Origin of the sequence: Streptomyces sp. NPDC048295, assembly GCF_040652135.1 — a bacterium.
Lineage (GTDB): Bacteria > Actinomycetota > Actinomycetes > Streptomycetales > Streptomycetaceae > Streptomyces.
The window spans coordinates 94,464-120,915 of the sequence record NZ_JBEZLL010000013.1 but is presented as its reverse complement, the minus strand read 5'-3'; the positions used below and the strand labels follow the sequence as shown (position 1 = coordinate 120,915).

The 26,452-nt window shown below is 68.1% G+C and carries 20 protein-coding genes and 7 pseudogenes; 11 read left to right on the top strand and 16 right to left on the bottom strand.

Going from position 1 to position 26,452, the window contains the following annotated elements:
* Positions 1-11: 11 nt before the first annotated feature.
* A pseudogene (locus tag AB0D53_RS20625) lies at positions 12-517 on the bottom strand (transcriptional regulator); the annotation flags it as partial.
* A gap of 18 nt (positions 518-535) precedes the next feature.
* On the bottom strand, positions 536-670 hold the full coding sequence (locus AB0D53_RS20620) for a DUF6233 domain-containing protein (RefSeq protein WP_362448525.1): 135 nt from the start codon (positions 668-670) through the stop codon (positions 536-538).
* On the opposite strand from AB0D53_RS20620, the pseudogene AB0D53_RS20615 reads away from it, so the two are divergent.
* Positions 671-922: pseudogene (locus AB0D53_RS20615) on the top strand (serine hydrolase); the annotation flags it as partial.
* A 358-nt stretch (positions 923-1,280) separates the two neighbouring features.
* Here the strand turns inward: AB0D53_RS20615 and AB0D53_RS20610 are convergent.
* Together AB0D53_RS20610 and AB0D53_RS20605 are read right to left on the bottom strand one after the other, a co-directional pair.
* Positions 1,281-2,069 (bottom strand): SAM-dependent methyltransferase, encoded by a 789-nt coding sequence (locus AB0D53_RS20610; RefSeq protein WP_362448522.1) that lies wholly within the window; start codon positions 2,067-2,069, stop codon positions 1,281-1,283.
* A 366-nt stretch (positions 2,070-2,435) separates the two neighbouring features.
* Positions 2,436-3,908, bottom strand: a complete 1,473-nt coding sequence (locus AB0D53_RS20605) for an MFS transporter (RefSeq protein WP_362448519.1) — start codon at positions 3,906-3,908, stop codon at positions 2,436-2,438.
* A gap of 158 nt (positions 3,909-4,066) precedes the next feature.
* On the opposite strand from AB0D53_RS20605, the gene AB0D53_RS20600 reads away from it, so the two are divergent.
* Together AB0D53_RS20600 and AB0D53_RS20595 are read left to right on the top strand one after the other, a co-directional pair.
* On the top strand, positions 4,067-4,867 hold the full coding sequence (locus AB0D53_RS20600; protein ID WP_362448516.1) for a helix-turn-helix transcriptional regulator: 801 nt from the start codon (positions 4,067-4,069) through the stop codon (positions 4,865-4,867).
* A 543-nt stretch (positions 4,868-5,410) separates the two neighbouring features.
* On the top strand, positions 5,411-5,914 hold the full coding sequence (locus AB0D53_RS20595; RefSeq protein WP_362448513.1) for an N-acetyltransferase: 504 nt from the start codon (positions 5,411-5,413) through the stop codon (positions 5,912-5,914).
* A gap of 550 nt (positions 5,915-6,464) precedes the next feature.
* Here AB0D53_RS20595 and AB0D53_RS20590 read toward each other — a convergent pair.
* Positions 6,465-6,632: a hypothetical protein gene (locus AB0D53_RS20590; protein WP_362448510.1), complete on the bottom strand. Its 168-nt coding sequence runs from the start codon at positions 6,630-6,632 to the stop codon at positions 6,465-6,467.
* 216 nt (positions 6,633-6,848) lie between these two features.
* Here AB0D53_RS20590 and AB0D53_RS20585 point away from each other — a divergent pair, with 216 nt between their 5' ends.
* Entirely contained in the window at positions 6,849-8,495 is a 1,647-nt protein-coding gene (locus tag AB0D53_RS20585; RefSeq protein WP_362448507.1) for a helix-turn-helix domain-containing protein, read from the top strand.
* A 334-nt stretch (positions 8,496-8,829) separates the two neighbouring features.
* Here AB0D53_RS20585 and AB0D53_RS20580 read toward each other — a convergent pair whose 3' ends face one another.
* Positions 8,830-9,411 carry a GNAT family N-acetyltransferase gene (locus AB0D53_RS20580; protein ID WP_362448504.1) on the bottom strand — a complete coding sequence of 194 codons (582 nt, stop codon included), beginning with the start codon at positions 9,409-9,411 and terminating at the stop codon, positions 8,830-8,832.
* A 471-nt stretch (positions 9,412-9,882) separates the two neighbouring features.
* On the opposite strand from AB0D53_RS20580, the pseudogene AB0D53_RS20575 reads away from it, so the two are divergent.
* Positions 9,883-10,071, top strand: a pseudogene (locus AB0D53_RS20575) (IS1182 family transposase); the annotation flags it as partial.
* 252 nt (positions 10,072-10,323) lie between these two features.
* Here the strand turns inward: AB0D53_RS20575 and AB0D53_RS20570 are convergent.
* Positions 10,324-10,746 carry a MerR family transcriptional regulator gene (locus tag AB0D53_RS20570; protein WP_362448501.1) on the bottom strand — a complete coding sequence of 141 codons (423 nt, stop codon included), beginning with the start codon at positions 10,744-10,746 and terminating at the stop codon, positions 10,324-10,326.
* A gap of 96 nt (positions 10,747-10,842) precedes the next feature.
* Between AB0D53_RS20570 and AB0D53_RS20565 the strand changes: the two genes are divergently transcribed.
* Positions 10,843-11,313, top strand: coding sequence for a hypothetical protein (locus AB0D53_RS20565; protein WP_362448498.1), 471 nt, complete (start codon positions 10,843-10,845; stop codon positions 11,311-11,313).
* Positions 11,314-11,571: 258 nt separating this feature from the next.
* On the opposite strand, the gene AB0D53_RS20560 is transcribed toward AB0D53_RS20565, so the two are convergent.
* The 4 genes and pseudogenes from AB0D53_RS20560 to AB0D53_RS20545 form a co-directional block, all read right to left on the bottom strand.
* Positions 11,572-12,708: a winged helix DNA-binding domain-containing protein gene (locus tag AB0D53_RS20560; protein ID WP_362448495.1), complete on the bottom strand. Its 1,137-nt coding sequence runs from the start codon at positions 12,706-12,708 to the stop codon at positions 11,572-11,574.
* 145 nt (positions 12,709-12,853) lie between these two features.
* A pseudogene (locus tag AB0D53_RS20555) lies at positions 12,854-12,961 on the bottom strand (XRE family transcriptional regulator); the annotation flags it as partial.
* Positions 12,962-12,976: 15 nt separating this feature from the next.
* Positions 12,977-14,869 (bottom strand): annotated as a pseudogene (locus AB0D53_RS20550) (transcriptional regulator); the annotation flags it as partial.
* A gap of 85 nt (positions 14,870-14,954) precedes the next feature.
* Positions 14,955-15,536, bottom strand: coding sequence for a hypothetical protein (locus AB0D53_RS20545; protein ID WP_362448492.1), 582 nt, complete (start codon positions 15,534-15,536; stop codon positions 14,955-14,957).
* Positions 15,537-15,844: 308 nt separating this feature from the next.
* Between AB0D53_RS20545 and AB0D53_RS20540 the strand changes: the two are divergent.
* Both AB0D53_RS20540 and AB0D53_RS20535 read left to right on the top strand, forming a co-directional pair.
* Positions 15,845-16,225, top strand: a pseudogene (locus tag AB0D53_RS20540) (Scr1 family TA system antitoxin-like transcriptional regulator); the annotation flags it as partial.
* Between the two features lie 44 nt (positions 16,226-16,269).
* A complete protein-coding gene (locus AB0D53_RS20535) occupies positions 16,270-16,506 on the top strand; it encodes a hypothetical protein (protein WP_362448795.1) in 237 nt (78 codons plus the stop codon).
* A 375-nt stretch (positions 16,507-16,881) separates the two neighbouring features.
* On the opposite strand, the gene AB0D53_RS20530 is transcribed toward AB0D53_RS20535, so the two are convergent.
* Positions 16,882-17,769 (bottom strand): septum formation family protein, encoded by an 888-nt coding sequence (locus tag AB0D53_RS20530; protein WP_362448489.1) that lies wholly within the window; start codon positions 17,767-17,769, stop codon positions 16,882-16,884.
* Between the two features lie 2,066 nt (positions 17,770-19,835).
* Entirely contained in the window at positions 19,836-20,234 is a 399-nt protein-coding gene (locus tag AB0D53_RS20525) for a VOC family protein (RefSeq protein WP_362448486.1), read from the bottom strand.
* A 93-nt stretch (positions 20,235-20,327) separates the two neighbouring features.
* Between AB0D53_RS20525 and AB0D53_RS20520 the strand changes: the two genes are divergently transcribed.
* Positions 20,328-21,317 carry a YafY family protein gene (locus AB0D53_RS20520; protein ID WP_362448483.1) on the top strand — a complete coding sequence of 330 codons (990 nt, stop codon included), beginning with the start codon at positions 20,328-20,330 and terminating at the stop codon, positions 21,315-21,317.
* Positions 21,318-21,556: 239 nt separating this feature from the next.
* Here AB0D53_RS20520 and AB0D53_RS20515 read toward each other — a convergent pair whose 3' ends face one another.
* Both AB0D53_RS20515 and AB0D53_RS20510 read right to left on the bottom strand, forming a co-directional pair.
* Positions 21,557-21,868, bottom strand: a complete 312-nt coding sequence (locus AB0D53_RS20515; RefSeq protein WP_362448480.1) for a hypothetical protein — start codon at positions 21,866-21,868, stop codon at positions 21,557-21,559.
* Positions 21,869-22,162: 294 nt separating this feature from the next.
* A complete protein-coding gene (locus tag AB0D53_RS20510; protein WP_362448477.1) occupies positions 22,163-22,921 on the bottom strand; it encodes an SDR family oxidoreductase in 759 nt (252 codons plus the stop codon).
* A 795-nt stretch (positions 22,922-23,716) separates the two neighbouring features.
* Between AB0D53_RS20510 and AB0D53_RS20505 the strand changes: the two are divergent.
* A pseudogene (locus AB0D53_RS20505) lies at positions 23,717-23,863 on the top strand (thioredoxin-disulfide reductase); the annotation flags it as partial.
* 498 nt (positions 23,864-24,361) lie between these two features.
* Here the strand turns inward: AB0D53_RS20505 and AB0D53_RS20500 are convergent.
* On the bottom strand, positions 24,362-24,769 hold the full coding sequence (locus AB0D53_RS20500) for a hypothetical protein (protein WP_362448474.1): 408 nt from the start codon (positions 24,767-24,769) through the stop codon (positions 24,362-24,364).
* A 601-nt stretch (positions 24,770-25,370) separates the two neighbouring features.
* Here AB0D53_RS20500 and AB0D53_RS20495 point away from each other — a divergent pair.
* Positions 25,371-26,210, top strand: a complete 840-nt coding sequence (locus AB0D53_RS20495; protein ID WP_362448471.1) for a hypothetical protein — start codon at positions 25,371-25,373, stop codon at positions 26,208-26,210.
* Positions 26,211-26,452: the final 242 nt, after the last annotated feature.

The following is a 26,452-nucleotide window of genomic DNA, read 5'->3' as shown; positions in this document are numbered from 1 at the left end:
CCCCCCATGCCCTACTCCCCTTCGTCCAGGACGGCATCGCCGCCCTGGATGTGGCGGGCCGGGTTCAGCCCCTTCTCCATCAGGTCGACCGCCCACAGCATCGACTGGACGCTCTCCAGCTTCGCCAGGCCGGGCGTGGGCCCGAGGCTGGACCCGCCCGGCTGCGGCTTGCCCGAGGCCGCGTACGGGAGGAAGTCCAGCGGGCTGCTGCCGGGGCTCGGGTAGACGACGCAGTCGGACAGCACGACGAGCGGGAACAGGCCCGTCATCGTCGCCATGTTGCGCAGCTTGCGGTGCATATTGACCCGCGGACCTTGCTGATGACAGCGGCCCGGATGTCGGGGCGCCACGTCGGCCGCGACAGGGCCGGCCACCGCTCGCCCTCCCTCTAGTGGCGGCCCTGCGGGCGCTCGCGGAGCTTGCCGACGCCGCCCTTCACCGTGGCCTTGATCGCGGACAGGACAGCGGCCAAGGCCGGGGCGATCTGCCTGTGCTGCTCCATCGCGGCAAGGAACTCCGCGCCAAGGCGGGACTCTCAGCCGCGCCGTCCCAGCCCCGTCTGCGGATTGCAGATCTGGCACGGCTCGATGTCCGGCTCCGCCAGCGCGATCTCCGCCTCCTCACGGTCGAGGAACCCACCCTCGAGCGCGATCCGTAGCGCCCGCTCCACATCCGCAGTGGGACGACCCGCGGAGACGAGGTCCAGCCGTCCGCGGCCTCCGCCGCCAGGCCGGACACCGTTCAGAGCAGCCTGGACGCCTTGGTGCTCGACGACCGGACGCCTGCCGCGCCGGCGAGCGTCGCGGACCGCGAGGGCCGGACGCGTAACTGCACCGCGGGTGTCGGCGACCTCAGGACCGGGGCGAAGGTACCCAAGGACGGGCAGGTGCGGGCGGGCAGCAACCCGGTGTGGACGGCGGTCCCGCCCGCCTCGGGGACGCTGTGCACGGTCCAGGTCACCGGAGAGCATCACCGCGCTGGGCCACAACGGCCTCTATGGGCAGCTGCGTCGGCCGTATGACCCATTCCAGGTCCCGTTCCAGGCGCTGAGCGACCCCTCGAACGTTGGAAGGAACATCGCCCCTTTCTTGGACAAGTTGGCTGTAGATCGGGGTCTCGCGAGACATTGGATTTCTGCCTTCTCGTTCTGGTCTGCAGGAGCAGGAGAGATTGTCGTTGTACTCCCCACACACGCAGCATCGTCTTGACTCAAGCTACGGATGCAGGCGCCAGCCGGTCCAGGGGCGTCCCCCGTCGCTTCCCGGCCGCGAGGTCCGAGCTCACTTGCGGGCGACGAAGCCCCACTGATCGACAGGCTCAATACCTTCGTCGCCTCGGTTCGGACGCCACAGGGAAATGGACCCGAATCCCGGGGCGACCAACTCCATCCCGTCGGCGCTCGCGAGGATCTCCTCGGGGCTGCGCACCAGGTAGGCCGGAGTGTCTCCGGCCGCGTAGGCCTCCTGGGCCGCCAGTGTCTGCGGGGTGGCGATCGTGTCGCACAGGACCAGGTGGCTGCCTGCCACCGTGCCGGCCATGTAGCGGCGCATGAGGTCGATCCCGGCCCGGGGCTCGACGTGCCCCAGCGTGGACAGCACCATGACGGCTACAGGTTGCGTCATGTCCAGGGTCTGTGCGGCTTCGTGGAGTACCTGTTCGGCGTCGAGCATGTCGGCGTGGACGTAGTTCGTCATGCCGTCCGGTGCGCTCTTCAGGAGGGCGCGGGCGTGGGCCAGGACCAGGGGGTCGTTGTCGACGTAGACGATGCGTGCCTTGGGCTGGACGGTCTGCGCGACCTCGTGGGTGCTGTTCTGAACAGGGAGCCCGGTCCCGATGTCGAGAAACTGGGTGATTCCCGCTTCGCCTGCCAGGTATCGGACTGCTCGGGTCTGGAACGCGCGTGAGGCCAGGGCGAGATCCCGTGTCTGGGGGTAGCTCGCGATGACCTGGTCCCCCAGGGCTTGATCCACCGGATAGTGGTCCTTGCCCCCGATCCAGTAGTTCCAGACTCGGGCCGAGTGGGGTACACCGCTTTGAAACTCGGCTTCGGGTTCGAAGTTGTTGTTCATGTGCGTGCTCACTTCTTGTCACAGGTCTGGCGGTGGGACTGGATTCAGCTTGCAGACCAGAGGGTTCGCGAGTCGCTCCGTTGCAGATTGACGATGCGAAAGCTCAGTCCTTGTGCGGTCCGAGAGTCGTCTCGGACCGCGCGGCGGAGGAACAAGCCCAAGGTGTGGAGGTCGCGCGTCCTGATCAGCCCGGAGAGCCCGGTCCAGTCCGTGGAATCGTAGCCGTACTGGTCGGTGAAGTCGCGGACCGGTTCGGGGATACGGCCGAACCTGGCCCCTCGGATCGTGATTTGCGAGGTCGAGTTCGCGAGGCCCGGTCGAGGCTTCGTCCCGGTCGCCGAGCCGAACCCTTGTGCCGTCCCACCTCTACGTACAATTCCTGTGGTTGACCGGAGCTTCTTGGGCGTTGAGTGCGTCAGCTGGGCGCTGGTCCCTTTTCAGCAATACGGCTATGAGGACAGCGCCGAGCGTGAGGAGGACGGCACCTACGATGAGCGCGAGTGAGAAGCCCTCCGTCGCAGCGTGGAGGAGGTCGTCCTGTGCGGCCAGGGTGTCGCTGCGACGCGTGGCCAGAGCGACGAGCACTGCCACCCCCACGGCGCCGCCGACTTGTTGAACGGAGCTCAGAACAGCTGAGCCGAGCCCGGCGTTCTCCTCGGTGGTACCGGTGAGCGCGGCGACGGTCAGGGCGGGCAGACTCAGTCCGCATCCGAGGCTCGTGACGAGCATGCCGGGCAGCACTCCGGAGGCGTAGCCGTCGCCCGGTGCCACGCCGGACAGCAGCAGGAGTCCGGCCGCGCTGATCAGGAACGAGATGATGAGGGCCGGGCGTACGCCGAGCCTGATCACTGCTCGGGAGGAGAGCCACATGCCCGTCAGGATGCCTGCGCAGTAGGGCAGGTAGGCGAGGCCGGCCGTGAGGGGACGGTAGTGGAGCACGGTCTGCAGGTGAACCATCAGCAGGAAGGCCATCGCGTACATGGCGGCGGAGAACAGCAAGGTCGCCCCGTTGGCGGCGGCGCGGAACCGGAAGGACAGGAACGACAACGGCACCAGTGGCTCGGCGGTTCGTGCCTCGCCCGCGACGAAGACGACGGCCAGGAACACGGCCAGGACCAGGGGCCCGACGGCGGTGGTGTCTCCCCAGCCCGACTGCCCTGTCCGGAGCAGTCCGTAGACCAGGGACACCAGGGCGCCGGTACCCAGCAGGGCACCGGGTACGTCGAGGCGTACCGCGCGCCCGGCCCGGCTCTCGGGGACCAGGCGCGGGAGCAGCGCCAGGGCCGCGAGGGCCACCGGCAGGTTGATCAGGAAGATCCAGCGCCAGGATGCGAGGCCGGTCAGCGCGCCGGAGATCACCAGGCCCGTCGTTCCGCCAAGCCCCGCGATGCCGCCCCAGATGCCAAACGCCTTGGTGCGCTCCTCGGTACCGGGGAAGAGGAGTGTGATCAGTGCCAGCGCGGCGGGGCTGGCCATGGCCGCTCCCGCACCTTGGATGAAACGCCCGGTCACGAGCTGCCAGGGCTCCTGCGCGAGCCCGCAGACGAGGCTCGCCGCACCGAACAGCGCCACACCGGTCAGGAAGACGCGTCTGCGGCCCAGCAGGTCGGCCATGCGGCCGAACAGCAGCAACAGCCCGCCGAAGGCGAGGAAATAGGCGTTGACGACCCAGGCCAGACCCGCGGTGCTGAAGCCCAGGTCATCGCGCATGCTGGGGAGCGCGACACTCACCACGTTGTCGTCCAGGACGAGCATGAACTGCACGAAGCACAGCACTACCAGGGCCGGCCCCCGGCGCCCAACGACGTTGGTTGTGGCTGCGGTTGATAGCGACGTCATGCCGGACGCCCTGTCCTCGTAAGCGGCTTGTGCGAACCGTGGTAGCGCCGGTGGCGCGGATGATTGATCGGCATGAGAGGACGCTATGCACCGGCTGTGTCGGCCGCGATGCGCTATGGGGCCATGTTGTATCGCATCGGGGACATAGTCTTGGGAGCATGACCGATGCCGTCGTGGGGGCCGTCCCGGCCGGGGTGGGCGCAATCGTCGTCGGGCACTTTCCGTTGGCGTCCGGGCAGTGGTTTGTCCCGCACAGCCACCCGCAGCACCAGTTGGCCTGGGCGCGGCGTGGGGTGCTCGGCGTCGCTGTCGACGATGCCTACTGGGTCCTGCCGCGTACACGGGCGTTGTGGCTGCCCGCGGGGGTTGTCCACCGGACCGGCGCGACCCGCGACGCGGTGCTGTGCAGCCTCTACTTCGAACCGGACAGATGCGATCAGGACTGGACGGAACCCACGCCGGTCGGAGTCGACGGGCTGCTGGCCCACCTGATCGCCTACCTCAGCCGCGAGAATCTCCCCGATGACGCCCGGCTACGGGCCGAGGCGGTCGTGCTGGATCTGCTGCGCCCCTTGCCGGCCACGCCCATCGATGTGCCGGACCCCGCCGATGACCGCGTACGCGCCGTGGCCGACGCGCTGCTCGCCAACCCCGCCGACCCCCGAAGTCTTGAAGCACACGCACGGGCCGCCGGGGTAAGCCGACGCACCCTGACCCGGCTGTTCGTCCAGGACACCGGCATGAACTTCGACCGCTGGCGAACCCATGTGCGGCTGCGTGCCGCCCTTCCCCTCCTCGCCGAGGGCCAGCCCGTTTCCCGCGTCGCACATACCATCGGATACGCGACACCGAGCGCCTTCCTCGCGGCGTTTCGACGAACCGTCGGCACCTCCCCAGGACGCTACCTCCATGGCGACGCCTCACTTGAGGCATCGGCCACGAGCACCGCCGATCAATGAGCGCTGCAGGCGTTCGGACCCAAGGAAACGGGGGGAGCCCGGCGCCTCGCCGTGAGCGCCTGCCGGGCGGTAGATCGGAGCCGCCGAGCCGAGGGCGCCGGCACATTGTCCAAGTCATCACGCGACAGGCACGCAGGAGTTTGGGTGCCGTGATGCAGCAAAGGCCACCTGGAAGCGATGCAGTCTCGCGCTCATCATCCCAATAGACCCACTCCGCTATACGGACAACGAAGCGTGCTCATCCATCGACCGGTTCTCGAACACCGTCAGCGCGGCACAGGCAGGCGGAACTGCCGGTGTTCGAGAACGGTGCCCAGAAAGGGCGTCGCTACGGCGCACCGATTCGGCTGCGCAGATCTCAGGCCCTCACGATTCTGCGTCCGCGCCTGAGAAGCCGTTGCCATACCGATCATGGAGTCTGTCGATCGAACGGGAGTCTCGACCGGGTGATCGCGGGCCTTGCCCGGCATGAGAGCAGGGCCTGGCGGTATGCGGGGAAAATCCAGGGGAGCGGACAGCCGCGCGCTGCTACGGTCGGGTGCCATGAGCTGGCTTCCCGATGACTTCGTCCACCCTGTCCTGGTACCGCTGCCGGGCGGTGGTCATCACCTCCGGCCGATCCGGGAGGTGGACACCCCGCTCGACTATCCGGCTGTGATGGGTTCGCGCGAGCGGCTGTGGACCATTTTCGGCCCGGCCTGGGGCTGGCCCGCGGACACCATGACCTACGAGGCCGACCAGGCCGACCTGTTGCGGCACGAGAAGGAGATCGCCGCGCACCAGTCCTTCAACTACGCGCTGTTCGACGCGGCGGAGACAGTTCTGCTCGGCTGTGTCTACATCGACCCACCGGAGAGGACGGGCGCGGACGGCGAGATCTCCTGGTGGGTGGTGGACGAGCTGGTGGGCAGCAAGGTCGAGCAGGCCCTCGACGCGCTGGTGCCGCAGTGGATCGCCGCCGACTGGCCGTTCGAGCAGCCGCGCTTCCTCGGCCGCGAGATCTCCTGGTCGGACTGGCTCGCCCTTCCGCAGCATCCCGACACGTAAGTGGTTGTTACCCGTACCGATCTCGAAGGCTGTCGGTCGAACGGGAGTCTCGGCCGGGTGACTGCGGCGGTTTCCGCCAAGAGGGAGATCAGCTGTCCGCAGAGAAGGAGCTGATCTGTCCGCCTACAGAGATCTTGCGCTGTCCGCTCTCAGCGGCATCCGCTGACCAGGAGAACCGCTTCTCAGACGCTTTTACCGAGACACGACGAGGTATGAGTAGAGCCAGGTCACGGGGATGCAGCGGTAGCCGCGTGCGTAGCCCGTAGGCCATGTACTCCTGGCCGTAAACGGCACTGCCAGGAGTACATGCCCCCGATGTTGGTGACCTGGGTGGTTCGGTACTGCTGCGTGCCTTGCATCGCTACGGAGGCCGCCTGCGAAACGCGCGTCGATGCCTGCACGGACGCGGACGTCGGCTCGGCTTCGGCGACGCCGCCGAAGCCGAGCGCCATGGCAGCCATGAACACCAAAGCGCCGGCCGCCCTACCGAAGCTCCGTCTCCTCTGATCTCGAAACGTGGTGGTGCGAGGGGCGGAACTGTCGCAATGACCTACCAGGTGGGCCCGGAGTGTGGGCGCTCCTCCGCGCGGCGGCGGGCCTCCTCGGCGAACCGCGCCTGGCGGTCGGCCTCCTGCTTGGCCTGGAATTCCGCGTACTCCTGCTCGGAGCGCCTGCGCGCTTCCTCGATGATGCGCAGTTCGTCGTCGCTCAGCGGCATGACGGCGTCCTCTCTGTCGTGGTGGCCTGTCGCCCCCGTTGCTTTGAGTTTTCGCTGGTGGGAGGTTGTTGCGCAGCCCGGTTCCGGCGACGAAACAATCCGGCCCCGACTGTGACGCCCGACGCGAAACCCTCTTGTCAGCGGAGCACCGGAACCGGTTAGGTGCGTGATCGGCAGGTCAGGGGCGGATGGTGTTGTACGGGAGACGGGGCGGGCATGGGGCGTCAGGAGAAGCCGCTCGATCCGGGACAGGGCCCAGTGACGCGGCTGGCCCATGACCTGCGCCGGTTGCGTCGGGAGGCGGGTGGGCCCACGTACGCCGCCATGGCTCGCCGTGCCGGGTACTCGGTGGCGACACTGTCACGGGCGGCTGCGGGCGAGCAGTTGCCTTCTCTGCCCGTCGTGCGGGCCTACGCGACGGCATGCGGCGCCGACCCCGAGGAATGGGAGGAACGCTGGTATGCCGTGTCCCAGGAACTGGCGGCCCGTGAGCCGGCGGATGCGCCGGGCCCGTATCGGGGTCTGGCAAGGTTCGAACCCGGGGACAAGGACCTGTTCTTCGGCCGGGAAGCACTGAGCGACGATCTTCTGGCCCTCACGAGGGAGCACCGTGTGGTCGCCCTCCTCGGTCCCTCGGGCAGCGGCAAGTCCTCTTTGCTGCGTGCCGGTCTGATTCCCCGACTGCAGCAGGCGGTCCGGTCCGGTGAGGAGGGCCCGGCTGCCATCCGGGTCCTAACCCCCGGGGCGCACCCGCTCGACCGTCACCGGTCCGCGCTCGTCCCCGCGTCGGCGGGCGGGGAGACCTGGGTCGTCGTCGACCAGTTCGAGGAGCTCTTCACGCTGTGTCCCCATCCGGCCGAGCGGGAGGAGTTCGTCGCGGCGCTCCTCGCGGCCCGGGATCCGGGCAGCCGCGTTCGTGTCGTCCTGGGGATCCGCACGGACTTCGCCAGGCGCTGCCACGAGTACTCCGGCCTCGCCAAGGTGATACGCGGCGCGAGCCTGACCATGACCCGCATGAGTACGACCGAACTGCGCGAGGTCGTCGTCGGACCGGCGCGCGCACACAACCTGGTCGTCGAGCGCGCGCTGACAGCCCGGCTCATCGCCGACGTCGCGGAGAGCGGGTCCGCGCTGCCCCTGCTGTCCCATGCCCTCCTGGAGACCTGGAAGCGCCGGAGCGGGCGGACGCTCACCCTTGATTCCTACGAACGGGCCGGAGGTCTCCAAGGAGCCATCGCACAGAGCGCCGAGGGCGTCTATGCCCGGTTCGACGCCACCCGGGCGGACATCGCACGACGGATCCTGCTACGGCTGATCACCCCAGGAACCGACGACATGCCCGACACACGCCGCTCCACGACCCGGGCGGAGCTCGAAGCCCTCTCCGGCAGGCCAGGAGCGGCCGGTCTCCTGGAGGCACTGGGCCGCGCCGGACTGATCACACTCGATGGCGTCGGCGTCAGCCTGACACACGAGGCACTCATCAACGCCTGGCCCCGGCTGAACGACTGGATCGAACAGAGCCGCGAGAAGCTGCACTTCCAGCGTTGGCTGACCGAAGCCGCCGGCGCGTGGGAAGCGATCGGACGGGAACGGGGCGTGCGGATATCCCCGATCCGCCTGGCACAGCTCGCCGCGCACGCCCCAGATGGCGAGCGGGACGACATCACCCCCCTCGAAGCGGACTTCCTCGCCGCCGGCATGGCCACGCACCGCCGTACGCTCCGAAACCGCCGTGTGACCCGGGCCATGGGATCCCTGCTGGTGGCCACAACCCTGCTGACCGCAGCCATAGCGCGAAGACAGCGGAGATTGCTCCGCGGACATGGCAGCGTCGGGCACGTCGGCCGAAAGGACGGATGACACCAGGACCGGTGTGGCTCTATACGCGAGTTGTGGGTTCTGGCACAGATCTTGGGGAGCCGTCGCGGAGGGTGACGGTGGCTTTCGATTGCAGGGGAGGGTCACGAGCGCCGGGGCCCGTCAGCGTGTGTGGCCGTTCCTGGCTGTGTCCATCAATGCGACGGCGGCCCTGGGTTCCACCCTGGGTGTCGCCGGTCCGAGACGTAGCGCTGGACCAACTTCATGCCAGCACGGTGACCGCGTCGGATCGCCATGTACAGCTCAACCTTGGACATCTGCGGCATGACCAGGCCCTTTCACCAGGAGCACGGCGCTGATGTGGAATATCTCCTGTTCAGCTTGCTCGTTCAGCGTGCTCAGCCGTCCTCGCCTTCCATTGGTCTGTAGTCATCCGCCAGACGACGTTGATCCCCACTTCGCCAGGAGCGACGGGTCCTTCAGGTGCTCGTGTCCGTTCGACCTCAGTGAACCCCAAGCGGAGGGCGACGGCTCCGCTGGCAGGGTTGGCAGCATCGTGATGGATCTCTATGCGGTCGATGCCCGCCAGTTGGAAGCCTTGGCCGACAAGAGCCGCCGTGGCCATCGTGGCCAGACCCTGTCCGGTCCAGTGAGGGTGAAGCCAGTAGCCGATGTCCAGGCCGCCCGCACCGATGCGGCGGAAGAGGGCACAGCTGCCGATCACCGCAGCATCTGACGTGATCGCAAAGCCGAAGACTTGCCTGGCCTCCCACTCTGCCTGGCTCCGGGCGAGGAAATCGGAGGTCTGCTGTCTGCCGTGGTCGGCTGCCCAAGGCATCCATGGCGCCAGATGGTCCAGAGACTCGTGGATCAGGCGTTCCAAGGCGTCGAGGTCGCTCATGCGCCACCGGCGCAATTCAACCTCATCAGAACTGAGACTTTCGGCAGGCTCTTCCATGCACCGGATGCTCTCGCAGCCCATCTGAGGCCGACAACGCATTATCAGCCGCCCCGTTGCCCAACCAGGCGCGGTCGGGACTCGTCAGCCCGGAGTGCTGTCTCATGAACATCTGGAGTGCTGTCTCATGAACATCTACGGATGCTCGGCCTCTCCCCCGCCTCCCGAACTGGGGCTCTGGCTCAACTTCTTTGGTCGTACGGCGCTCCCGCTCGTACCCGCATCAGGGCGATCCCGCCGACCTGCTGGTTTCCCGCGTCCGACGCGCCGTCCTTGCGATCGACGGGCCGGCATCACAGGAGTTGAGCCAGAACCCAAACTGGTGGACAAACGCTGCTGCTGTCAGTGAACTGCGATCTCTTGTCTTCGTGTCAGTACGCGACCTGCGCGTATACAGCCCGGTGAGAGTACCGACACCCCCGATCTCTCATCTCATGACAGTGGTAGCACGTCCGGCGAGCCCGATGTATGACTCACGGCGCGTTCATCCAGGCCTACAACGCCCAGGCCGTCGTGGACGACACGCACCGGATCATCACCGCCGCCGACGTCACGACCAACCCCGCCGACGCACTCAACTACACCGGCAGGCTCGACCAATCCGCCGCGAACACCGGAATCCACGCACGTCAGGCGCTCCTCGACGCGGGCTACTGCTCCGACCGGATTGGCTCAGCCGGATTCATCTCCGGCAACCAATACGCGGCCCGCGTGCCGGAGCTGCCTGTCTCCTTCCGGTTGGTGAAGGCAAGCTCGGCCCATGTGATCCAGGTTGCACCCTGCACATCCGACAAGCCGCCACAGCGAACCGAGTCAGGCAGGCCGGAGGGAGACTGAAGCGCTCGACCCGCCAGGTCGATGGCTCACTCGCCAAGTGAAGCGCTCGGTCACATTCGGGTCTGACCGAGCGCTTCAGTTGACCGGCCTGAATGCTCTGGGCAGCGGTCGGTCGGTCATGCTCCCGACGCCGTCCTCATCGGGGTCGACTGCCCGCAACGGGCATCCGGTACCGACACGCTCGGTGAGTTCGGCGCGCAGGGTGGCAAGTGCGGACATACGTGCGTCGACGAGCTTGATCTTTTCCTCGAAGAGCGCGGACAGCGCTTCCGAGGCGTCCGGCGCCTTACGCAATTCCTCGCCGGTCCGCGCGATCTCCGCCAATGAGAATCCGAGTGTCTGTGCGGTGCGGACATAGTGCAGCCAGGCCACCGCCTCGGGCGGGAAGTCCCTGTAGCCGTTGGCCAGGCGTCGGCCCACGACGAGACCGACCTTCTCATAGAACCGAATCGTGTCCCTGGTCACCCCCGCCTGCGCGGCCAGCTCTCCGATGCGCATCCTCAACGCCCCCTTCGGATGATGAACTTGACCTTGGACCGTACTCCACTGTCTAGCGTGAGGCGTCACTGAAACCCGACCGGCCGGAGCCCCGACATGATCCATCTCGACGCCCCCGCACGCCCCATCTATCTTCACACCGTACGCGCGAGCGCCTGGTACGACCTCGCGGTCACTGCGGGGTTCGTGACACCGTGGACGTACGCACTGGTGCACGACGCGCTGTCCTCATTGGGCGACGCACTCATGTGGGGCACTCTGCCCGAACTCGATTCATGGCAGACCCTGTACGCGAATCTGATGGGCTCGGTAGTGGTCGTCTGGGCGGCACTGCGCATCGTCCGGCCGCTGCCGGTACACGGACTGTACGACGGCGCCGCCCGCACGCTGTTCTCTGCCTGGATGGCATACGCACTGGTCAACGGCGCCTCGCAGCTACTGTGGCTGTTCCTCACCGTCGAGGTCGCGTGGGGAATGGTCCAGCTGGCACCCTGGCTGCGAACCCGCCACACCAACGCCGACTTTGAGCACCAGACCGGCCAATCGGAACACCCAGCAGCCAACTGAAACACTCAGTCACAGCAGAGCCGACACGGGGTAGTTGTCACCCCCGGGCCGCGCCGACCTGCGAGTTGCAGTGTGCGCGGCACCGTAGTTGTGAATGGCGAAGCAAGCCACTTGTCACCGGCCCGTGCGAAGTAGGGGATTTGTCAGCAACCCCCCACCCGCCCTTGCGAAAGCGCCGCGCCGACCTCTGCAGACAGGTGTCCCGTGTCGGCGAACCCAGAACGGTCACCGCTGAAGTCTGAGCAAGAAGTCAGCTGGTCACAGCATCCGCACCTCGGCCTCGGCCTCGGGGAGCTTCGCCCACCAGTGGTGGTAGCGCCTGTAGACCTCCACCTCGCGGTCGCTGAGGAGCGCCCTCAGGGACTGGGCCTCCGCGGCGAGTCCGTCCCACGCAGAGGACGACAGGGAATGGAAGGCCGTGGCCTCGATACCGCCGTCCACCGGGCGCCACACACCAGCGACGTAGCCGTCCACGAGCAGGGAGGGCAGCACGTCTCCGTTCCTGCGGATCACCAGGGGGCGGTAGGCCGGGGGTATCACCCGGCTGCGGTCGGCATAGGCCAGCAGAATGCTGTCCCACATCGCCATGAGCCGGGGTGGCGCGGGAGTATCCGCGGGCGGCCGGGGGGCGTCCGGGACGTCGAACAGCGTGCCGCCGTCCGGAGCCTGGAGCCGCTCGACAGCGCCGTCCAGAACGCGCAGCGCCTCGCGGACGGGTGCCCGCTGCACCATGGCGAACTGTGCCACGTCCGCCACCGACGCGGGCCCGAAGCCTGCCAGATAGCGCAGGATCAGGGTCCGCAGCGCGTGTGGATCCACTGCCCGTCCTGCAGGGATGGGCCCGGTCCCGGCCGCGACGAAGGACGGCCGGAGGCCGAATGACCACGGCGTGTCCGTCGGGGCATGGTGCAGAGGCGTGTACGCCTTCAGCCCCCACCACGCCCCGTCCTTCTTCTCGGCACCGAGCCGCTTCTCGACCCAAGCCTGCATCTGTGCCGAAGTCCGCGGCCGGCAGGCGAAGGCCAGCAGCTCCGGCACCAGCTCGTCGGCGTCCGCTGGGGTCAGCCCCGCGTCGGCGAAACGGAAACCGAGCCGGGAGGCGTACAGGGTGGGTTGCATCGCCGCACGCAGAACCGGATAGTCCTCGGCGTGCACGGCGTGCAGGGTGATCCGCATCAGGGTCGCCTTGACCACCGCGCGACCGGCGAAGGCGGCGTCGAGCTCGGCCGGAGTGAAACCGGCGACCCGGTTCCACAACGCGAGGTACGGCGAGGCCGGATGCTGCGCCTGGAGCGCGACCACGCGCCGCACCGCGTCGGGAACGGCCAGCGGCTCACGCTCCAGCAGCAGTTGGCGGCTGAGAGCCGCCCTATTGAGTTCGCGTGCAGTGATCATAACGGCGCAGGGTACCGCCCTGCCCCGCAGACGGCGGCGCCGCGTGCTCCAATTTCGGTGACACGAACCCCCGCCCGTCAAGGACCGATGGCAAGCACTTGCGGTTCGCTGTCACCGAACACCGGAAAGGGCACTTGGGCACCCATTTGAGCTGCTTGACCAGGTAGCGCATCTGCAGGCCCGCGCTCTTGGGCGCCGGGCGGGTGAACGCCCTCTGCACGGCGGCGTCCAGGCCGTCCGCGAACAAGCTCATCGCTCTCTTCTGCGCTCCGTTGTCGACATCGGTGACGGTGCCGTCCTTGATGTACCGGGCGAGGTTGAGCTCCGGGGCGTTGAGCCGCTCGCGGACCTCTTCGCCCCGCAGCACGGACCGGGTGCCCTCGTGCTCGACCAGGCGGGGTTGATGCCGAGGTTGAAGCGGCCCGGCAGCGGCTTGTCTTCAGTGGGGCAAGAAGTCCAGCGGCGAGGGCCCACAGGCCGCGTAGACGACGCAGTCCGAGAGGATCGCGACCGGGCACTGCCCGGTGAACGCCGTAGGCTTGACGATCTCCCGGTGCAGGTTGATCCTCGTGCGCGAGATGACCGCCGCGCGGATGTCCGGCCACCACGTCGGCCGTGACAGGGCGCGCCACGACTGACCGGGCCACCAACCCTCCCCGCGCGGGCGCTCGCGCACCTTGCCCAGGCCGCCCCTCACCGTCGCCTCGATGGCCGAGGCGACGATCGCCATCCCCGGGTCACGACCGCGGTAGCCGTCCACCGCCACGAGGAAGCCGGCCGGGGCCAGGTCGGCGTCGACGCCGAGGTCAGCCATCGTGGCGAGGCAGGCGTCGCGCAGCCGGTTGTACCAGCCGTCCAGGTAGCGGCCGTTTCTCTCGCCGCACCCACGCCTCCACCGGCCGCACCTCGTAGCCGAGCTCCACCGCGTACGCCACGGTCGGCGTCGCGTACCGGGCCGGCCCCTCGGGGCAATCGCCCTTCGCCGTGAACGGGTTGGGCAGCAGACTCGCGTCCAGCTACGCCCACCTGTCCTTGGCGACCTTCACCCTCGACAGGCCGACGTGGGACAGCTCCACCAGCCTGCTGCCGGGCAGCTTCGGGGCGACTACTGGGGCCTTGATGTGCGTCGGCACTCCGAGACCGACGGTCAGCCCGTTCGCGCCCGCGGCGAAGACCAGGTTGACGTCGATGCCGACCAGGTGCCGCAGGGTGCACTCGGCGCCCGTCATCGGCCGCGCCCAGTCGTACGCCTCCTCGAACAGTCTCTCCCCGAGGCCTCGTAGATGGAACCGCGGCAGGTCCGCCGGGAGCGGGTGCCCGTCGGGGGCCTCGCGCGGCGCGCAGTTCGCCGGGTCCTTCCCCAGCGAGACGGGGTTGTACTCGGAGTGCCGTTTGCCGTTCGCATCCGGCTCGGAGGCCCGGGTCGCCGGTGCAGCACGGTCATCAGCTCCAGCCCAATCACCGCGGTGAGAACCACGTGGCGTCATCACCCGGGACGCATACACGTTCGACACATGGGCAAGTTCGGCCGACGGGGCTGCCCGGCCTCGCCCCAGTGCCGGGTGTCCAGCGCGTTCCGCGACGGGATGCACAGCTGCACGCAGGCCCGCTCCGAACCCTGCGCCGGGCGGTGGATCCGCACCCACGGCCCGAACCCGCGCTTCGTCACCTTCCACTCCGCACGGACCAACTGCTTGATGACCTTGTGGCCCTCTGTCAGGCGCCCGGCGAGCCGCTCCCCCGTCGGTGAGCGTGGCCGGGAGGCCGTAGCGCTCCAGCGCGGCCTGGGTGAGCACGAGCAGCGGGCCGGCGCCTTGCGAGGACCGGACAGCTTCGGCTGACCGAGCTTCGCCTCGTTGAGCGTCCAGTCCACCAGGAAGGGCAGGGACTTGGCATGCGCGTCCAGAACCGGGCCGTCGGTGCAGTACGGCCAGCACCTTCCCGTCCTCGATGTCCTCGGTATGCGCTGGTAGGCGGGCCTGGGAGGGCCGTTCTGGCCAGCGTCGTGGAGAGCAGTGCTGCTGGTCGACACGTCATGGGTATGGGGTGCGGGGCGCCACTCCGCGCGTGGATCCGTTCTATGCCGGTACGGCTGTATGCCGCGCTCTTCGGCGCCTCCGCGCGTCCGCGGTCCCGGGCCGGATGTTCCGAGAAGGGATATTCTCGGGCCGGAGGCCGGACGAGAATCCCGGCCCGATTACGGCGGGCCGGGATTCTCTGGCATGTGCATCAGGCGGTTGCTATTTTTAGTAACCGCCGAATTCGCCGCCCTCGCCCCTCTCGTCGTGGTGGCGCTTGATGACGCGGAAGCTGGCGACGACTCCGTGCTTGACCTTCACGCCGCCATCCATCTTCTCGCAGTCATCGTCCTCGTCCTTGCCGGGGCGGATGTTGTTGGCGGAGCTGTAGCGGCCGACGGTGGCGATGGGAGCACCGTTGTCGCACACGGCTCCGCGGAAGACCTCGACTTCGTTGCGGCTGTCGTTGCGAATGTTGAAGCTCTTGGCGCCCAGGCCGCTGACGACGGTGATGCAGCCGTCGGGGCGGCCGGAGTATTCGCGCTCGTTGATGTGGATCCGGCCCTCCTCGTGATGCCGCTTGCCACCGCGCTCGTTGCCGCCGCGCTCGTTGCCTTCGTTGCCCTTGCCTTCGTTGCCCTTGCCCGCGTTGCCGCTGTCCCCGCCCATGGGGGCCTGGGCGGGGAGGACGGCCGGGGCCACCTGGGCCTGGGGGGCGGTGACGGCGGAGGCGTAGGTGATGCCGGTCGCGGTCAGTGCCGCGGCGGCCGCGACGGCCGTGGCGATCGCGTGTGAACGGGTCATGATCATGTCGCTTGTTTCTCCTTCTCGGAATCAGAGACAGTCCCGCTGTGACAGCCGGTGCATGACTGAACGTACTAACACCCCTTATTGCTGTCATATCGAGAAAATCGAGATCCCTGTTTTGGTGGGCCGATCGGGTCTACAGAGCTTCTTCATGGCACCCCGAGGATGAGCTGAATAACCGTCAAAATCACTTTGAGCGTGGGAGATTGAAAATCAATTAGCCCTTGCAGGTGATCTTCTGACGCCTACTCACCCGATGCGCGGTGGGAAGTTTCGGCAAGTCGCTGCTTGACATGTGGCCTGCCGTAGGTTCCAACGAGGCCGGAGCCGTCGCCGCCCGGGACGCCCGCTTCCGGTTCCCCCACGAGGGCGGTCACGACTACGTCGTCCTCATAGAGGGATCCGGATCCGTCCTGCGCTACCGCACCGCCGGCCTCGACGCCGTAGAAGGGCAGCTGCGCCTCCTCCTGGCTGCGATGTCGCTCACATCTGTCTCTCTGGGGATCATCCCGTTCACCGCGCAGCGCACCGTGTGACCGCTGGAGGCGCTCTGCCTCCACGACGACGTGGCCGTGGCCGTGGCGAAGACCTCGGGGGCGGCGATCAAGGTCAAGCAGCCGCGCGAGCTCGCCGATCAGGCGAAGGCGTTCGCCGGACTCGCGGAGATAGCAGTGCAGGGCGACGCGGCCCGTACTGCGTGTCCGCGCCCGGCCAGAAGCCCGTCAAGCGGACCGACATGCTCATCCACAGCAAGATGCTCGACGACGGCACGCAGGCCGTCGGCGTTCCTCTCAAGGACGACGACTTCTGGCGCTGGGACGCCGACTTCGACTACAAGTCCAAGGGCTGCGCCAAGCTCACGCCCACCGGGCCCAAGGACCGGTTCTCCCGCCTCGACCAGGCCAGAGCCGGCAGGCCGGCCGAAGAACCTGGCCCTCCAAGCGGGCTGACACCCGCACCCGCGAAAGCCTGAGGACCGGCGCCAAGAGCGCGACGGACAGTCACGCCGGTCATCGCACGGGCAACACATACCCGATCGCCCCGGCCGCCGAGGTTCGCGCGCAGCGGGGTGTCGGCACGGCGGCCGGGATCGTGGCCCAGGAGCAGCGTGCCGGCACCGGCCTGCGGTGGTCGGCCCGCGTCGGCCCGAGGGCCGGGCCCGCGGTCGACCTGGGTGTCAAGGCCCAGCGTCGATCCGCAGGCACAGGTAGGCAAGGCCCTGAAACCCCCGGCCCCGGTAATCCGCGATCTGGGTCTTCTTCCGGGACTGCTCGTGCTGCCCAGTACGCGTTGGCGGAGGCCGTCCCCTTCTCTTTGACGGACACGGCCCCGCTACTCCGACAAAGCGTCAGCCCGCCCAGACCTCCGCCTCGTCGGCCGGGACGGTGGTGGCCAGGCCCAGTTCCTTTCGGGCGGCGACCGACTTACTCGGGTTGATGTCGGTGAACGCCGGGTCGTAGGCGATGTAGAACGTGTCGGCGTCGGCGGCGCTCGCGGCCTTCTTCCAGTTCCCGGCCGCCTTCGTCAGCGTCGCGCGGAGCTTGCCGACCTCGGTGCCCTCGATGCCGTCCAGGCCCTTGACGTGTGCGTCGAGGGCGGCCGCGACGGCCTTCGCCTGCGCCTTGTACCCGGCCAGGTCGTCCTCGACGGCGTCCTTCTCGGACTGGTGCGCCCACAGGGCCTCGTAGACCGCGTTCGAGCCCTTGAGGTACGTGGTCTGCTCGGGCTTGAGGGACTTCGCGGTGGCCAGCGAGCCGCTGAATGTGCCCTTCTCCACGGTGTAGGTGCAGCTCACCGCGCGATCACCCGTCGCCCAGCTCTCCTTGGTCGGGGTGTAGTAGAAGAGGGCGACGCCCTTGGGGAGCGCCCAGGTGTCCGGGGCGTAATTCTGTGCCTCGACCGGGCAGCGGGTGTCCGCGATCGTGGCGATCCCGTCGTCGCCGGGGTACCCCTTGCCGTTGTCGATCGCGAACTCGCCGACGACCTGGCCCCTGTGCGCCTCGTCGCAGGGCACGATCTCGACGGCGTACGCCGTCTCCTCGGCCTTGCCGTTCGGGTTGTAGCAGTCGCCGGTGTCCAGCGAGAACACCGAGCGCTGACGAGTCACCTTCTTCGCGCTGTCCTTGGCACTGTCGACGGCGTCGGAGACGTCCGAGCATCCCACCGCACCGATCGCGAGCAGGGCGGCAACGGCGGATATGCCGCGGAGGGAACGGCGCGAAGCACGGATTGCCATGACGTGTACGTCCTTTTAAGTAATCTTTACAAGGGTCGCGCGCATCGTATGCCATTCCTGTGGCCCGGTTACGCGAGGGTCCTCACCTCACCGCGGCGTCACTGACTCGCGGCGGGCCGCGAGGGTTGTATCCGGGCTGCTCGCAGGTGACCTGTCATCGCGCGCTTCGGGCAGCGTCGACCGCCGTCACGCCCCAGGTTGCCGACGCTGCCGGCCGCCGCCGAGCCCAAGGGGTGGAGGGCCTCTTCCTGGCCACCGGAAAGACTCCTCAAGCGGTCAAAGCCGTCAAGTCGTTGCCGGTTCGCCGCCCCATCGCACCCACAAGGTCTGGACCCAGTCGCCCGCCTCCGGCCCCGGGTCCTTCAGCTGCGGCACCGGGCCGGGGCTGTCTCGATGAGGTGCACGAACGTCCAGGCAGCTCCGTAACAGTCGTCGGGACCGACGCACGTGGCCAACGCTGCGGCCTCTTCGGGCGTGACCGGCCGGGAGATCGCTGCCGGCTGGCCGTCACGCCTGTCGATTTCCTTCTCGCTCGCGTCCCAGCCGGGAAGCGGCCCGTTCGCAACGAACCTCTGCGCTTCGGGTCGCATGGCCGAATCATCGTCCGCCCTGCCGTCCGGGCCAAACGACGCCGTTCCGCTCACGTGGCGGCTGTTTCTGCTGCCGGCGCCACTGCAGGAATGGCGAGTGTCCGCGTCGGATGAACCACTGAGAGAAGAAGGCCCGCAGGTGGCCGACCTGGTTGAGCCGGTAGTTCTTCACGAACCAGCGTCCGGCGCAGCGCCATTTCCCAGAAGCTCGCGTGATCGGGGCGCCACCGGCGTACGTCTTCAGCCACGTACGTCTTCAGCCCTCCAGCCGTGGCCAACCGGCTTCCGTCGTCACCGATCTCTCCTGGAACACGGGCACCCACCCAGGGACCGATTCCGCGGAAGCTCGGCATGGTCGACGCGTCCGGGTGTGCACGGAAGGTTTACTCCGTAGCCCGTGCCAGGTCATCGGCGGCTTCGCAGGCGGCATCCAGCTGCAACAGCAGAGCTGGTGTCTGCCTGCCCACAGCCTCCTCGACGAAGGGCAGCTGTCGCGGTACCTCCTGGCGGAAGAGCTACTGCAGTCGTTCAGGGTCCGTCTTGATGCCCCTGCGCAGCCAGCTCGCCGGAGCATGGCGGTCGGCTTCCACATCTGCGCATTGGCTGCCAGGGCAGGTGTGGGCGCAACGGCGAGGACAATGCGGGCATATGGGCAGGTCAGGGTACCCGGATTGTCCCTGAACGCCTCGATCATCACCAGGAAGTACTCCCTCGGCAGGGAGTGGAGTTGATTGGCGACCTGCTGCCGGTCCCCGACTGCGTCCTGCTGGGCACGAGCCGGCGGGAGACCGCCTGTGCCAGATCTGTGTCGGCGGGCATCGGATGGTGAACCGCCATATCGGTGCGGATGGTCGCCAGCACCAGGACGTCACCGCGGCCCGGACGGCGGTGACGAGCCGCAGAGGACGGGTGTCCTCGGGGCCCTGCCGGTGGGTGCGGCCGAGGCCAGAAGGAACCGACCGGGCAGGACTGGCCGGAGACGTCGATGCCGAAGCGGTGCTGCGCGGCCACGACCGCCGCCGTGACCTGCTCCAGATGACCCTCGTCTGGCGCGCCGAACAGCCCGCACTTCCCCCCTCCGCCCCGCCCCGGGGTCCGGCGATCTGCGCAACAGACGCCGAACGGTGGCAGCGTCGGATGTGAGAGGACCGACGTGACAGCCACGATTGGCCTGCGCGAACACCCGGCCACGGCATGCATGCGGGGCGCGAGGTGCACCTGGATGGCAGGAGGCGAAGGCGTGCGCATGATGGGGACTTTTGCGCGCGGGTGCACCCGCCGTGGTACAGCAGCACCGTCTCGCCCGACCGCTACGGAGCGCAGCCGTCCTTCGAGGGTCAGCGGTACGTTCCTGCGCTCCCTGCTGATGGCGCTCGTGTGTTCCCGTGCCCCCTGCCGACTGCGCTCCTGGACTACGCGGCCGCGTTCACCGGGGCCCCGGGATTTCAGGGCCCCGGTGCGCGGTTGTGTGTGGCGTCAGCGCGCGAACTTTTCGACAGCCGCCGGAGTGACGGGGGTGAAGAAGTTGACGAGATTGCCGTCGGGGTCGCGGAACAGCAGCGACCGGTTGCCCCAGGGCATCGTGGTGGGCTCGTTGACGAAATCGGTGACGAAGCCCGTCAGGTTCTGGTGAACGCGGTCCACGTCGTCGACGAGGAACTCGGTGATCACGCTGTGGTTGTCCGCCGGGCGGGCAGAGCCCGGGGCGAACAGCGGGACGGTACGGGTACTGGCGATCGCGAGGGTGGCGCCCGGGGTCTTGAGTTCGGCGAAGTCCTCGGTGGACCACCCCGCCCGCACTCCTGTGGCTCGCTCGTAGAACTCGACGAGACGCGTTACATCGCTGGTGATGATGCGGATCGAGACGAAGTCCATGGGGGATCTCCTTGGCTGTGTGGAAACGTGCACGTCGCAGGCTAGGAGAATTAGTGGACAGAATCGGTCCTGTATTCGCGTTAGGTTGTGCACATGCCTGGACCCACTGGCCGCGTGCTGACACTCCTGGAGCTGCTGCAGTCGGGCGGCACCCGAACCGTGGCCGAACTCGCCGACCGGCTCGGCGTCGACGGGCGCACCGTGCGGCGGTACGTGGATCAGCTGATCGACCTCGACGTGCCCGTGGAATCGATGCGCGGCCGCTACGGCGGATACCGGCTCGCCCCCGGGTACCGCTTGCCTCCGCTCATGCTCAGCGACGATGAGGCGCTGGCCGTGCTGCTCGGCCTGGTCGCCGGCCGTCGGGCCGGGCTGACGACAACTCAGCACACGGCGAACGAGACGGCATCGGCCAAGATCCGGCGGGTGCTGCCCAAGCACATCGCCCGCCGGCTCGACGCACTCCTGGAATCCCTCGCCTTCACCGAACAGCCCGGAGAGTCCGACACCCCGGACGCCGGGGTCCTGCTCACCCTCGCCGACGCGGTGCGCCACCGTCGACCGGTCTCGATCCGTTACACCGACCGCGACGGACGGCGCAGCGAACGCACGTTGCACGCGTACGGGGTCGTCACCCATTCGAGCCGGTGGTACGTCACGGGCAGGGACGCCCGGATCGGCGAGGACCGAACCTTTCGGCTCGATCGCATCACCGACGCGCGGACCCTGCCCGGCTCGTTCGAAGCGCCTGCAGGTCCCGGTCCGGCACAGCGCGTGTTGTCAGGGTTCGCCACGGCCGAGTACCAGCATGAGGTGACCTTGCGGATCCACGGGACAGCCGAGCAGATCCGCGCCCGCCTTCCCGCCAGCGTCGCGAGCCTGGAGGAGCACGAGCCCGCGACAGGCGAGGACCGGGCAACCGAGCGCTGGCTGCGGGTCGAGCTGCGGGCGGAGCGGCTCGACTGGTTGCCTCCGGTACTCGCCTCACTCGACCTGCCGTTCGTCATCGAGCGCCCCGATGAACTGCGCGACCTCGTCATCGGGCTCGCCGATCGCCTCGCGTCCTACGCCCGCCAGGCCTGAAAGCGAGGAACCGATGCCATGAGATGGCACAACCAGGCAGATCCGCTGAACGCAGCTATCAGCTATCCCGGGCCTGGCTCGATGATTCTGCGAACCTCCAGGCCGGACAACGCTTCCCTGCCCATATTCGCCGGACAACGACACTGGTGATGGAACCCGGCACCCGGGCCGACGTGTGAACCGTGCCGGTCAGTGCCGCTCGCGGGTGGCGGCGTCGGTCAGGGGGCGGGCCAGGTCCGTCAGCAGATCGAGATTGTGTGCCAGCCAGGCAGCATCGTGCCCGTGGGTGGCGAGGATCCACGCGGTACGGAGCCGACGCAGGCTGGGACGCCCGGTGCGAGCAGGAGGAGACGGACGGCATCCATGGGGAAGCTGTCCAGGGCGCCGCTGGTGAACCATGACTCGTCGACCGGCTCGGTCACCTGCCGCCTCGTCTCCCGCTGGGCCCGGCGATGGCTGTGCAGCACCTCCGCGATCACCACGAAGGTTGCGGTGGCGGCTGCGAACAAGGCACCGGCAACAATGGGGCGATCAGCGACCTGCCCGGCCACCACACTCTCCCGCCTGTTGCCGTTCCGCGGCCGGCCGATCCTATGGTGGGTGCAACCAACCGGCACTCCCCCAGCGCCCGTCCGGCACCTCCACCACCTCCCGACCCGGCCACCCGGCCGGGCACCACGGTGCTGCACCCTGCGGTGCAGCACCGTTCTCATGCGTGCAGCCCTGGGCGATTGCACCAATCCCCCAGGAGGGAAACCGCAGGCAGGACGGCCTCCCGGGGCTGTTTCAAGGCCTCTCCCGAGCGCGTTGCCCTGCGGCAGCGGCCGACCAGGACTCCGTCCGGATCAGCGGGTGGTGAATCCGCCGTCGATCGCGAGGGCCGCACCTGTTATGAACGAGGACTCATCGCTCAGCAGAAACGCTACGAGCGGGGCGATCTCCTCGGGCCGGGCGATGCGGTTCACCGGATGCATCGCCGAGATCTGCGCGACAGCCTCGTCGCTGGTCATCATGGAGCCGCGGGCCAGCGGTGTGTCGACGCCGCCAGTGGTGATGGCGTTGATACGCACACCCTGCTCGGCCACTTCGAGCGCAGTGGCCCGGGTCAAGCCCACGACCGCATGCTTGGCGGCGACGTACGGAGCAACACCGGGCAGCGCGACGACACCCATGTTCGAGGCGTTGTTGACGATCGCTCCACGGGTCTTGAGTACCTCCGGGATCTGGTGCTTGAGGCAGTTGAAGACGCTGGTGACGTTCTGTGCGATCTCGGCGTTCCACGCGGCGCTGTCAATGCTGGACACCGGGCCGGAAGCGTTGACGGAGCCGGCATTGTTGAACGCCCCGTCCAGGCGGCCGAACTGGGAGAGCGCCGCCGCGACCAGGGCGGCAGCGTCGGCCTCGACGGAGACGTCGGTGGGAACGAAGAACGCCTGACCACCCGTGGCGCGGATGTTCTCGGCAGCATCCTCACCGACATCCTTGCGGCGGGCGCCGATGACGACAGCAGCGCCTTCCGAGGCGAGCCGCCGGGCGACAGCGAGGCCGATGCCGGAAGAGCCGCCAGTGACGACGAAAACCTTGGAGTCCAGACGGGAAGACATGGAGAGACCTTTCGAAAAGAGGCGGTTCCGGTGGTCGGCCGGGCCCGGCATCTGACCACTTCCTCAGGCTGCGACATGGTGGAGATCGGCGCTGGCGGGTATCGGACCTTGCGTTCCGCCTCCTGCAACCCGGCCGCGGCTTCCGTCTCCCACGCCGGTCCGGCGATGCCGGGCGGCGCTCGGTCCCGATCGCGAGGCCGTGAAGACCGGCCGCCGCGGTGGGGATGTGCGCAAGCCAGTCTTCACGGCCTCGCGTGCAGACTCGCCTGCGGTTACCTCGGGGTCAGGCAACGAGCCGAGCGAGCAGTACAAGTGCGCCAAGCACGATCCCGGTGATCAGCCAGGTTCGTCCCTGGTAGATCCAGCAGCACCTGTAGGTCCCCGGGGGTGCCGCGCCGCCGATGCCGGATCCGGCCAGACAATCGGTTCACCGTCTCTCACCGGCGAACCTCCAGCACTACGGCCAGGCCCCAAAGCCCGGCACGCCGCGCTCCGCCTCCACGCCCGAAGGCAGCCCGATCCGGCAGGGTGGTCCAGCAGATTGCTGACGATCGACGTGGCAGCGCTACTCGCGATCACCGTCATCCTCCGGCTCGCCACCGGACCAAGGCACACAGCCGACTGGACGAGACAACAACCGTGATCAGCGCCCTGGCCCTGTGCGTACTCATCACCCCGCCCCCGTCGGCCAGGAGATCCTCGACTTCCCCGGCCAGCTCGCGAGCGGCGTCACACCGCGGTACCGCCCAACGACCGCACCCAACCGAACACCGGCAGTCCAACCAGCAGGCCGGCCTGGACGACGAGGGCTACATCAACGTGGAATCACCCTCCACCGGCATCAACCTCCCCTGCGTCCTCGCCGCCGGTGACGTCGTCGACCACACCTGCCGCCAGGCCATCACCGCCGCCGGCACCACCGCCTTCGAGGCCGAGTGCTGACTCGCCGCCCGCAGCACGGCCGAGCCCGAGCCCGCCGCAGCCCCGTCCTGAAGAATGTCGCAACGGCCACAGAACGGGAACTCGGATCCGCGGACTCTGCGAGACGGCGAACGTAGCCCCGGAGCCCCAACAGCCCCAGGGCCGGGGCAGGCAACTCCCGGCCGCCGATGGCACGGCACCTCACCCCCCATGCGTGGGGTGGCCGATCAGTCAGTCGGCTTCGTTCTCATCCCCGCCCGTACCAGCTACCCGGCCGATGCCTCACAGCGCTACGAGGAGGTCTTCCACGAGGTCGTACAGCGAACCGAGCGCGTAAGCAGTATTTGCAAGAGCGGCATCAACACCGTTCTCGGCCTGGGGCACCAGGTCGGCGACACGTTCGGCTCCATCGGCTCCGCCCGCACCAACACCACAAGTACACCGGGAACCGGACACCGGGGCGGGCGAAACCACCCCGGTGCCGGCAGCCGGCCCGCCTCTACGACAGTGGCACGCGTCTCAGCGGACCGTCACGTTGAAGACCGGTGAAGCCGTGGTGCCGCTGACGATGCGCAGATCGTTTTTGCCCTTCAGCCCGAGCTTGACTCCGAGTGAGTAGGAGCCGTTCCGCGAGATGGTCGTGGAAGCGGGCAGGCTGACCCACTCGCTGTGCTGCTTCTGCTGAAGAGTCACCTTGCTGCCCGGCTTGAGACCGTTGGTTTGGCCTGTGACCCGGAACAGCTGCCAGGCAGGGACGGAGGACACCGACGGCTTGGCCGTGATGCCCGCCTTGGCGGGTACGGCCTTCTGCGCGACGCCGACGTTCGCGGCCGGGGTGGCTGCCATCGCGGTGCCCGCAATGGCAAGGGAGGCCGCGCCGAGGACACCGACGACGGCTGTGCGCAGGGAGTGCCGCTTCGAGATCATCACAGATCTACCCTTTCTATGCTGAGAACAGCTCTTCACACCAAAGGGCACCTACATACCGATTGGTGTAGTCACTAGAAACGACGACACTGTGGAGGCAGACGTTCATCGGGGCTCTGTCGCTGTCTTGTAACAGCCGGTCAAGGCCAGAGGCGATGGGGCTTGGAACAACTCGGCGGCAAGGTGGCGGGCTGTGCGGGCGGCACCCGGTCAGGCCTCCGGGTGGGCCTATGTGCGCGCTCGACTCGCGTGCATTGCGGCCCGCCGCTCGATGCCGCGCACGACGACCACGTGTCGGCTCGGGAAGGGCGGCGCGAGCGACATGGCCTGGGCGGCAGCACGCCTTGCGCCCGAGCGTTCCCTTGGACGGGGAGTCACGGACGACGATGGCTGAGCAGTCACGCCCATCAGCACATCCCGACGTCCCCACACCATGCACAGGGATGGGCATCCATCGTCTATGGGACCCTCGCGAGGATTTTGGTGCGCTGCGGGCACACGACACCGAAACGATCGAACACCTCACGGATCCCCGCATCCTGAGCAGGAGTCGGGCGCCCGACGCGAGCGGGGGAAGGCCGAGTCTGGAAGGATCCGGGGCATGTTCATCAGCCAGCCCTTGACGGCCAGCCTCGACGTCAACACTCCATGGAACGCCCTGTACGAGCAGGCCGCCGACACATACGACGACCTCGTCACGGAGGTACGCACCGCGGTCGAGCACGGCATGCACGACCCCGGGGACTCGGTGGAGATGGCCTGTGCGGCGGCGGAGACCGCCGGGGCGTCGGTCCAGGCTCTGTCGAGCCCCTGGTCCCTCTACACCCCGCAGGATGCCGCAGCGGTCGCCTCGGCGCTCTTCGTTCAGCTCCAGTACAACGCCGACGCGCTCCAGGAACTCGCGCGCGGTGTCGGCCGGATCGTCGAGCGCGGCGAGGCCGAGCTGCCCGCCCCGGACGGCGCCGGGCAGCCGACGAACCTGAGCAACGCTCTGGAGGCGCTGCGGTCGGTGACCGACACGATCCACGGCCTGGTCGCCCAGCACGCTTCCCCCACCGTGCGCGCCTTGCATGCCGCCCCCGGCTCCGCCCCGGTGCCCGCTGACGCCCACCAGACCGTGGTGGCCGTGGCGGCCCTGCTCGCCGAGCAGCACGACGGAGCGGTGACACTGAACGCCTTTCACGGGGACGGCGTGTACGACCCGGAGGACGACGACGGGTTCGGATGTGGCTGCAGCGTGACGATCGTCGGTGGCGACGAGAAGTACCACTTCTACTACGGCGACTCGGAATGGTCGGTCGCCAAGGAGTCGGACTGCCAGACGTCCGGCCGCTCCATGCACTTCGGTATCTGGGAGACGCTGAGCACGACCCTGAAGACCGCCCACCCCCAGCAGCTCGCCAACGACGTCCTGCGTGTCATGGCGGCCGACCACTCCTGACCGTCACTGACCGCGTGCGATCGGCCGGATTCGGACGCCGGCGAACAGCGGACCGTCAGATAGGTGCGCGACACGAATTCGGCCATGCGGGACCGGGCCTCACCGCTACTCAACGACGTGCGGGGCCAGGAAGCCCGCTATGGGGCTCGGTTGTCCGAAGCACGTGCCTGGCCCCGTCGGCGCGGACGCCGGCAGCGGTCGTGGTCGCCGTCTTCACCAAGTTCCCTGCCAGACCGTAGCGA